The organism is Citrobacter sp. VF227 (genome assembly GCF_052950715.1).
The window spans coordinates 1-459 of record NZ_JBRFVF010000437.1 but is presented as its reverse complement, the minus strand read 5'-3'; the positions used below and the strand labels follow the sequence as shown (position 1 = coordinate 459).

Below are 459 nucleotides of genomic sequence, written 5' to 3'. Positions count from 1 at the left end.
ACGCAGATCTGCACCGGGGATACTCGATTGACCCTGGCCCGCCGGCCCCGTTCACCGAACCGTCACAAACCCTGCGAGTGCCCTCAGGGGCGGGTGTAGTAGCCCACGCCCAGCAGCACGTCGTCGACCCGCTGGATCAGCGTGTGCTTCTGCTCGACCGCATTGGTCGCCGGGTTGCGCCAGACGTAATCCACCGTGCCCGAACCCTGCTTGCGTGCCAGTTCGATCATGTCCTTGAACAGCGGCTTGCCGGCGGCATCGGTGACGCTGCGCACATCGACGCCCACCAGGTTCGGCGAGCTGCCGCTGGCGCGGTAACGGCCGTCGTCGAGGCCGATGGCGAAGACGTATTCGTCCTGGAAGACGAAGCCGCCGCGCGGGTCGTTGAAGCTGCGGAAGGCTGCCTCGGCGCCCTTGTCCTTGACCTGCCGAACGGCGCGGTCGAGCAGCGCCTTGGCA

The 459-nt window shown here is 67.1% G+C and carries 1 protein-coding gene; it reads right to left on the bottom strand.

The window, feature by feature from the left end; genetic code table 11:
- Positions 1-83: 83 nt before the first annotated feature.
- A partial coding sequence (locus ACU8YC_RS27195; protein WP_446896287.1) for a cache domain-containing protein occupies positions 84-459 on the bottom strand: 376 nt, incomplete at its 5' end.